The sequence below is a fragment of the Pacificibacter sp. AS14 genome (assembly GCF_038899935.1).
Taxonomy (GTDB): domain Bacteria; phylum Pseudomonadota; class Alphaproteobacteria; order Rhodobacterales; family Rhodobacteraceae; genus Celeribacter.
Map to the genome: position 1 here is coordinate 71,287 of NZ_JBBMQI010000020.1, position 9,490 is coordinate 80,776.

Annotated in this window: 7 protein-coding genes; 2 read left to right on the plus strand and 5 right to left on the minus strand. The window is 53.2% G+C overall.

The genetic code is table 11. The features are described from left to right. Positions 1–5: 5 nt before the first annotated feature. The 5 genes from urtE to urtA form a co-directional block, all read right to left on the minus strand. Positions 6–695, minus strand: coding sequence for an urea ABC transporter ATP-binding subunit UrtE (gene urtE / locus WNY38_RS15755; protein ID WP_342858310.1), 690 nt, complete (start codon positions 693–695; stop codon positions 6–8). Positions 696–707: 12 nt separating this feature from the next. After that, complete coding sequence (urtD, locus tag WNY38_RS15760; RefSeq protein ID WP_342858311.1) at positions 708–1,454, minus strand: urea ABC transporter ATP-binding protein UrtD; 747 nt, start codon at positions 1,452–1,454, stop codon at positions 708–710. Then, entirely contained in the window at positions 1,454–2,593 is a 1,140-nt protein-coding gene (gene urtC / locus WNY38_RS15765; protein ID WP_342858313.1) for an urea ABC transporter permease subunit UrtC, read from the minus strand. Before urtC ends, urtD begins: the two co-directional genes overlap by 1 nt. Before the next feature lie 12 nt (positions 2,594–2,605). Further along, positions 2,606–3,532, minus strand: a complete 927-nt coding sequence (gene urtB, locus WNY38_RS15770; protein WP_342858314.1) for an urea ABC transporter permease subunit UrtB — start codon at positions 3,530–3,532, stop codon at positions 2,606–2,608. An 81-nt stretch (positions 3,533–3,613) separates the two neighbouring features. Further along, entirely contained in the window at positions 3,614–4,882 is a 1,269-nt protein-coding gene (urtA, locus tag WNY38_RS15775; protein WP_342858315.1) for an urea ABC transporter substrate-binding protein, read from the minus strand. Between the two features lie 227 nt (positions 4,883–5,109). Between urtA and WNY38_RS15780 the strand changes: the two genes are divergently transcribed. Both WNY38_RS15780 and WNY38_RS15785 read left to right on the plus strand, forming a co-directional pair. After that, positions 5,110–8,448 (plus strand): ATP-binding protein, encoded by a 3,339-nt coding sequence (locus WNY38_RS15780; protein WP_342858316.1) that lies wholly within the window; start codon positions 5,110–5,112, stop codon positions 8,446–8,448. Beyond that, entirely contained in the window at positions 8,441–9,328 is an 888-nt protein-coding gene (locus WNY38_RS15785; protein WP_342858317.1) for a DNA-binding response regulator, read from the plus strand. The genes WNY38_RS15780 and WNY38_RS15785 overlap by 8 nt, the downstream gene beginning before the upstream one ends. The last annotated feature ends 162 nt before the right edge of the window (positions 9,329–9,490 follow it).

A 9,490-nucleotide genomic window follows, 5' to 3' on the forward strand; every position in this document is an offset into this window, starting at 1 on the left:
TTGATCTAAACTGAGAGAAATTTTGAGACTTTCACCTCGTCGATGCCGTCGCGCGGGCTGTCGTGCACGAAGGTGCCGTTTTCGATGACCATCACGCGGTCAGCTACATCCAGCGCGAAGCTGAGGACCTGTTCTGACACAATGATCGTCAGGCCCTTTTGGTCTCGAATTTTGCGCAACGTGCGAGCCATTTCGCGAATGATTGATGGCTGGATCCCTTCTGTGGGTTCATCCAGCAGCAACACCTTGGGGTTGGATGCCAGCGCGCGGGCAATCGCCAACTGCTGTTGCTGCCCACCTGACAGGTTCCCGCCCCGGCGCGACTTCATTTCCAGTAGCACTGGGAAAAGTTCATAGATATCTTCCGGCACCTTAGATTGGCCAGTAACAGTCAGACCGGTTTCCACATTTTCCTGAACCGTCATCGAGGAAAAAATCATCCGACCTTGCGGCACATAAGCGATGCCTTTGGCAACCCGTTGGTGCGATTTCAGCCCAGTGACGGTGTCGCCATCGACATCCACTGCGCCCGACTTCTCAGACACAATTCCCATGAGCGTTTTCATCAGGGTCGTTTTACCCATCCCGTTGCGGCCCATGATCGCCACGATTTCACCCTTAGAAACGGTCATATCCAGACCGTGTAGCACTTCGGATTCCCCGTAAGCGGCGCGTAAATTTTGTACGTTCAGCATGTGATGGCTCCTTCAGTGACCCAAATAGACTTCAATGACTTTTGGGTCGGCTTTGACGTGGGCCATCGACCCCTCGGACAGCATTTTGCCCTGATGCAAAACATTGACGCGGGTGGCGATGTCTTCAACGAATCCCATGTCGTGTTCGATCACGATGACGGACCGGTCTTGGATGATCCGGTTCAACAGTTCGGCTGTCTTTTTTCGTTCAGACACGGACATGCCCGCGACGGGTTCATCCAGCATCAAAAGTTCAGGATCCTGGATAAGCAGCATCCCGATTTCCAGCCACTGCTTTTGGCCATGGCTGAGGAATGCCGCCTTTTCAGCGAGCATCTCCTCGAGAAAGATCGTTTCGGCGATCTCTTGAATGCGCCTTGTCACGGCTTTGTCGCGCCGGAAGGCAAGTGCGCCAAAAACACTGTATCCTTTGGGATAGCTGATCTCGAGGTTTTCAAAAACGCTCAGGTCCTCATAGACAGACGGCGTTTGAAATTTGCGACCAACCCCGGCATGGACAATCTGGTCTTCGCGCATTTTCAAAAGCTCTTTGCCTTTGAATTCAACTGATCCGGTTGTGGCTTGGGTACGCCCACAGATCAGATCCAGCACGGTCGTCTTGCCCGCCCCGTTTGGGCCGATGATGACCCGGCATTCATTGGGTTCAACATAAAAACTGAGGTCATCAACGGCCTTGAAACCATCAAACGACACTGTCAACCCTTCGACTTTCAAGACAAATCGTTCTTGCGTTGCCATCAGACTGTTCCTTCTTTTTCAGCGGCTACGCTCTTGACTTTACTGCCTTTTCGCGCAGCCCAAAGGCGGCTGATGTGGGGCATAATCTGCTCGGACCAGATGCCGGCAAGCCCGTTGGGGAACAGCATCACGACCGCGATGAACAGCCCGCCAAGGCCAAACAGCCAAAGTTCAGGAAAGCTTTCGGAAAAGCTGGTCTTCGCCCAATTTACCAAAAGCGCGCCATAGACTGCGCCAATGATCGACAGACGCCCCCCCACTGCGCAGAAAATGACCATTTCGATGGAGGGTACGATCCCAACAAGGGTTGGCGACATGAACCCGACTTGCAGCGTGAACATAGCGCCGCCGATCCCTGCAAACGCCGCACCAAGGCAGAAAATGAAGATCTTGAAGCTGGCGACATCATAGCCCGAAAACCGCACGCGGTCTTCTTGGTCGCGCATCGCAATCAGGATGCGCCCCAGCTTGGATTTACGCACGAAATGGGCGACGAAAAGAACCACGAACAGCAGTAGACCGTTCACGTAGTAAAGGGTCTCTTTCGCCTCATCCGTGCGGATATCCCAGCCATTGAGGGTGCGTAAATCGGTGATCCCGTTCACGCCTCCTGTGTAGCCCTGTTGGCCAATAATTAGGATCGTCAGGATTGCGGCAAAGGCCTGCGTGATGATCGCAAAATAGACACCACCAACCCGACGGCGAAACATTGCAACGCCGATAATGAACGCAAAGATGACGGGGACCATGACAACCGCCAGCATCGTGAAGGGCAGGCTGTAAAACGGGCCCCACCAGTTGGGAAGCTCGGACAATTGGTTCCAGTCCATAAAGTCTGGGATGCCAGGTGTGGATTGGATTGCCGTATTTTCGGGGGTCGAGGCCTCAAGTTTGAGGAACATGGCCATGCAGTATCCACCCAATCCGAAAAACACGCCTTGACCAAGGCTGAGGATACCACCGGCCCCCCAGCACAGCACCAAACCGACCGCCACGAAGGCATAGGTCAGATATTTGCCGAAAAGGTTCAGGCGGAAGTTGTCCAGCAACGCAGGCAGGATCAAGAAAATCAAGGCGGCAAGTACAATGAAGCCAATCGCTTCGTTCCGCGCGAACAGAGGAGTCTTTTGGAAGGTCATCGTCATTGATCCTTATTTGCGAAGCTTGGGGGAGAAGAGGCCTTGCGGGCGGATCATCAGGATGCCCACGACCACCAGCAGCGTCAGGACCTTGGCCATTGAGCCTGATAGGAAGAATTCCATGATCGACTGTGCCTGTGAGATCGAGAAGGCCGAGGCGATTGTACCCAGAATGCTACCTGCGCCGCCAAAGACGACGACAAGGAACGTGTCTACGATGTAAAGTTGTCCTGCGGTCGGCCCAGTGGAACCGATCATTGTAAAGGCGGATCCGGCAACACCAGCCACGCCGCAGCCAATGCCAAAGGTCAGCCTGTCGGTCCATTCGGTGTTGATGCCCACGGCCCCGGCCATGACCCTGTTTTGGTTAATGGCCCGCACTTGCTTGCCCCAATTGGACCGAAACATCATGATATAGACCGCAAGCGAAATACTGACGGCCAGAATCATCACGAAAATACCATTAATCGGAATTTCGATCAGGTCTGTGACAGGCAGTGATCCCATCATCCAATCAGGGATCGACACACCGACTTCGCGTGCGCCGAACACGCTGCGGTAGGTTTGCTGCAAGATCAGGCTTAGGCCCCACGTGGCCAGCAGTGTATCCAGCGGTCTTTTGTAAAGATGGCGTATAATCGACCATTCAACGAACAACCCCAAAGCCCCCGAGGCAAAGAAGGCGAGGATCATCGCCACAAAAAAATAGGCCCCAAACAGCCCCGGAAGATAAGCCGCAAAGAGATTTGACACGAGGTAGGTGACATATGCCCCCAAGATCATGAATTCCCCATGGGCCATGTTGATGACGCCCATCTGCCCGAAAATAATCGCGAGCCCTAAAGCCATCAGGACGAAGACGGAAAACAAGATCAGACCTGCAAAACCTTGCATGGCGAAGATCGCGCCCAGTTCGGACATGGAATAGTCAGAAAACATGCGGCTTCCTTTTGTTAGGTGAATGGTGAGACGTTGAGTGCCCTGTCCGTGGAAGTAACGGGGCACCCCTGCGTTTGACGCCTACTGGTAGCCTTCGGGGAACGGATCAGGTTCTACGAGTTCGGCGGTTTCAAACACCACTTCGTATTGGCCATCGGCGAGCGCCAAACCAACACGTGTCTTAGACCAAAGGTGGTGGTTTTCATGGACCTTTACATAGCCTTCGGGTGCATTGGTCAGTTCGATGCCGATCTGTGCCTCGCGGACCCGGTCCACATCGAATGACCCGGCCTTTTCGACAGCGGCTTTCCACAGCCATGGACCCAGATAGGCGGCCTGCGTCACGTCGCCAATGACGATGTCTTCGCCCCACATCTCTTTAAAGGCAGCAACAAATGCGACGTTGTTCGGGTTATCGAGAGACTGGAAGTACTTCATGCAGGCATACGCGCCTTCCATATTCTCGCCACCAATGCCGCGGATTTCGTCCTCAGTGACCGAGATGGTCAGCAAGATGGGATCTTCTGCCGTCATGTCGATACCAGCCGCCTTGAGCTGTTTGTAGAAGGCAACGTTCGAGCCCCCCACAACGATGGCATAAATCACGTCAGGCTTGCGCAGGCGGATCTTGTTGATGACCGAGTTAAACTGCGTGTGACCAAGGGGATAGTAATCTTCGCCAACGACTTCACCGCCAAGGAATTCCTCGATGTGCTTGCGGGCGATCTTGTTGGATGTGCGTGGCCAGATGTAATCGGACCCCAGCAAATAGAAGCTGTTTGCCCCTTTGGTTTCCTTGACCCAATCAAGCCCTGCGATAATTTGCTGCGTGGCCTCCTGGCCTGTGTAGATAACGTTGGGGCTTTGCTCAAGGCCCTCATAGAAGGTCGGGTAGTACAGGAACCCGTTGTGCTGCTCAAAGACCGGAAGAACGGCTTTGCGACTGGCAGAGGTCCAGCACCCCATAACGGATGCAACCTTGTCACTGACCAAAAGCTTACGCGCTTTCTCGGCAAAGGTCGGCCAGTCAGACGCGCCGTCCTCCTGGATGATCTCAATCTGACGGCCCAGAACGCCGCCCATTTCGTTAATCTGGCTAATCGCCAGCTTTTCCGCCTGAACCGATCCCGTTTCAGAGATTGCCATCGTTCCAGTTACAGAATGTAGGATACCAATTGTGACAGTGTCATCGGTGACGGCAAGGCCGGTCGTGTTGACCTCTGCGGTTGGGTACGCCTGCGCACGCAGACCAGATGGTGCAAATAGTGCGGCCCCGAATGCAGCGCTTCCGGCCATCATGGCGCGTCGGCTAACAGCCATTGGGTCCTTCGATGAGGGTTTGTCGGACATGTCAATTCCTTTTTGGATGCTAAAAGATTGGGCGATTCTATGTTTCGCTCGCTCTGTCAGGATCAGCGGAATAGTCGTAGGCGGATATACGTCGATTGACGTATATGCCTGCGCATTTTGTCCCTTATGATTTCAGACCAACCGAGGTTCACAAAGCCGCAAGCACGATTCTAGCAGCGTTTGCTGTGACTTGTGCCTGTTGTGGGTTCGATAGGGGATATGTTGCAATGGTGACCGCACTAAAGGCGACCAGCGAGAAACGGACGTATAACCGTTGGGTCGCAAATGAAACGATGGAAGACTTCGCCTTGCGCTTTACAGCCCGCAGGGCGCGGCGTTGGAGCTATGCGCGCGTCGCCAATACTGCCATCGGATCAATCTCGTTTCTGGCGCTTGAGGCAATTGGCGGCGCAGTCACAATTACCTACGGCTTTGATATCGCCATCGCCGCGATTATGTTTGTCGGTGCACTGCTGTTCCTGACAGGTTTACCAATTTGCTATTATGCGGCGCGATATGGCGTCGACATCGATTTGCTGACGCGCGGGGCCGGATTTGGCTACATCGGATCAACGATCACATCACTGATCTACGCTTCATTCACGTTCATTTTCTTCGCACTTGAGGCGGCAATCCTAGCGCTTGCGCTCGATTTCTTGTTCGGATTGCCCATTTTCTGGGGCTATGTCGTCAGTTCTTTAGTCGTGATCCCGTTGGTCGTGAACGGGTTTTCAAAAATTTCGTCGTTCCAGACATGGACCCAACCACTTTGGGTTGTTCTGCATATTCTGCCGTTCGCTTTGTTGGCCTTCGTGGGCTATGATATCGACGCTTGGGTAGGCTTTGAAGGAACGGAGGCGGGCAAGAGAGCGTCAACACTGTTGATGTTCGGTGCAGCCTCCGGCGTTATCTTCTCGCTGGTCGCACAAATCGGAGAACAGGTGGATTTCCTGCGCTTCCTGCCGGAGCCGAAGACTGCCCAAGACCACCGAAACTGGTGGACAGCATTGGTCATAGCCGGGCCTGGCTGGTCGGTAATCGGTGTATTAAAGATGCTCGCCGGGTCGTATCTGGTCACATTGGCGGTGCGCGAAGGGGTCCCGCTGGCGGATGCCGGCGATCCGACGTTGATGTATTTTACAGCCTTTGACCAGGTCTTGGGATCACCGGCGATAGTGCTAATCCTAACCGGCTTGTTCATTGTGCTCTCACAACTCAAGATCAATGTGACCAATGCCTATGCGGGGTCCATCGCATGGTCGAACTTCTTCTCGCGCCTGACACACAGCCATCCCGGACGGGTGGTTTGGCTGGTTTTCAACGTGGGCATCGCTTTGATGTTGATGGTATTGGGTGTGTTTGAGGGGTTGGAGCAGGTGCTGCGGCTATATTCCCATGTCGCCGTAGCCTGGATCGGCGCATTGGTGGCTGATTTGGTGGTCAACAAGCCGTTGGGTCTTAGCCCAAAGGGAATAGAATTTCGCCGCGCGCATCTTTATGATTTCAATCCGGTTGGCATTGGCGCGATGGGTCTTGCCTGTATCTTATCACTTGTGGCCGTATCAGGCGCGGCAGGGCCATTGGCGCAGGCATTTTCAACGATCATCGCACTCGGGTCCGCCTTCATTTTTGCCCCGCTGATCGCTTATGGCACAGGCGGGAAATACTATTTGGCCCGCCCAACGGCCCCGGACGCGCCAAACGGGCTGCAAAGCTGTTCGGTCTGCGATTACCGTTTTGACGCCGAAGACATGACCCACTGTCCTTTTCATACCGGTGCCATTTGTTCATTATGTTGTACCTTGGACGGCAATTGTCAGGACGCCTGCAAACCGCATGCGCGCTTTGAAAACACCTTCCGAGCAATGCTGAACCGACTGTTCTCTCCCGAAATCGTCACGTTTTTGGTCTCCCGCCTCTCACGGTTCGTGGTCTACACCAGTCTCGTTGGTGGCTGTTTCGGCGCATTTTTACTCTTGATACGCTCGCTTGAGGGATCTGAAAATTTTGTAGCCGTTCTTACGGTGATCTTCGGGATTGTCCTGATCATCATCGGAATTTCAGTCTGGATGTTCCTCTTGGTCAACGAAAGCCACCGTGGCGCCCGCTCAGAAACCAACCGACAAACCGACCGCTTGCTGCGTGAAATTCGCGCACACGAACGCACGGACATCGCGCTGCAAGCTGCCAAAGACAAAGCCGAAGCAGCAAATCTCGCAAAAACTCGTTACATGACCGGCCTCAGTCATGAGTTGCGAACTCCTTTGAATGCAATCTACGGCTTTGCCCAAATACTGGAGAGAGATCCGAAAATTCAGTCACATCGCAAGGATTCAGTGACAACGATCCGGCGCAGCAGCGAGCATCTTGCAGGCTTGATTGAGGGGTTGCTGGACATTTCTCGGATCGAAGCTGGCCGCCTTGAGATCATGCGCGACCGGATCAGTCTGCGCATGTTTCTCAAACAGGTCGCCTCGATTTTTGAGGAAGAGGCCCGCAGCAAAGGTATCGCCTTCGAGGTCGAAACCCGCGGCAATTTTCCGACGTGGATTGCCTTTGACGAAAAGCGTTTAAGGCAAATTCTGATCAATCTGTTGTCCAATGCGTTGCGATATACTGAACAGGGCACGGTTCATTTACGGGTAACCTACCGCAATGAAATTGCACTGATCGAAGTAACGGATACAGGCGTCGGCATCGATCCTCAGTTCTTACCCCGCATATGGCGTCCGTTTGAACGCGCCAATCACAACGGCGCGCGCGGCTCGGGGCTCGGATTGACGATCACAAAGCTGCTTGTTGAAATCTTAGGCGGTGACATTGAGGTGGAAAGCCGCGTCGGGCAAGGCAGCACGTTCCGCGTCAAGTTGATGTTGCCCTCTGTTGCACATGACAGCATTCATGAAGATAGCATCGCCCGCGACGCGCGATCGCTCCCTGTGATCGGCTATCACGGGGCGCGTCGCTCGATCATGGTGGTCGATGATGATTTGCATCATTTGGCTTTGGTCAGCCATGTATTTGAGCCGCTTGGTTTCGCGGTTGTTACGGCCTCAAATGCCGAAATTGCGCTTGAGATGCTGGCAGATTTCACACCGGACCTCTTCATTTTGGATATTGATATGCCGGGTCGGGATGGCTGGTCGCTTGCGCGCCACCTACGAGATGGCGTCTTGGTCGGGGTCCCGATCATCATGATTTCGGGGCACGCGAAGGACGCGAAGATGCCGACGGAACAGTTGGTACTTTATGACGCATTCATCGCGAAACCCTACAATCTTGATGATCTTGTGATCCGCACGGCTGAACTTTTGAAACTGGAACTCAAACTGCGAAATGCTGTTGTCGAAGTTCAAGATCAGCCATCCGAACTTTCGGCAGAACACGCAACTTTCATTGTTGAACTTGCACTGTCTGGCCAAGCGTCAGCGCTGCGCCAATTTCTCAGTGAACTTGAAGACACAAATGCTTGCCCAACCCAACTGCTCGCGACCCTCAAAGCCCAACTTGCGTCCTTTGATCTGAATGGCATGGCACGACAACTTGAGGTGGACATCAATGGGTGAACCTTATGCAACGGAACAGAATATCGCGCTGGTTGTCGATGACGATCCGGATTCCCTGATGATGGTTTCAGCCGCATTGGAAGAGGACGGCATGTCCGTCATCGTCGCGCGCGATGGTCAAACCGCGATAGAACTGACCGCGCGGGTAAATCCCGATGTCATTCTTATGGATGCAATCATGCCCCGCATGGATGGGTTTGAAACTTGTCGAAAACTGAAACAGGGGAACCATCCTACACCCGCCCCAGTCATTTTCATGACCGGCCTGACCGAACCTGATGATGTCTTGCGTGGGCTCACTGCGGGGGGGGTGGATTACATCACCAAGCCGGTTGTCGTTGATGAATTGGTGGCGCGGATAGGCATCCACATCGTAAATTCTAAGCTAATCCAAAGTGCCCGGGATGCACATGATTTATCCGGCCGCTCTTTGCTGGCGTTTGATGCAAACGGTACTTTGCGCTGGGGGTCCAAAATGGCCATGGCCGCGTTCGATATGTCTGCGGCAGACTATGAAGTGCTGCAGGCTTGGTTGCTAAATTGCGCGCGAAAACCCGTGTCGCAAATCGCACCATTGATCATCGATCACTATGATTTTCGCTATGTAGGTATTTCAAGTTCGAATGAAATCCTCGTCAAATTTACTCAGGGCAAAAACGAAACCAATGAACAGATTTTAGGACGGCTATTGTCACTCACCAGCCGTGAATCCGAAGTTCTATATTGGTTGACGCTTGGCAAGAGCAACCGTGATATTAGCGCGATTCTGGGTCTGAGCCCTCGCACTGTTAACAAGCATCTTGAGCAGGTCTTTCAAAAAATGGGTGTCGACAATCGGACCTCCGCGGCTGTTGCCGCTGATCGAATTTTGCATGCTTGACGATAAAGGTATTTTTCTCGTTGCGGTTTCCAGGCATTGCTACTGAAGCTTGGCAATCTCACTCAATTGAAATAAAATGTGGCGACCTCAACTGGTCGGCGCAACACTTTAATCTTTAGGAAGAGATGGAGTGTTTTAAATGAAGTACCGTACCAGGATTTA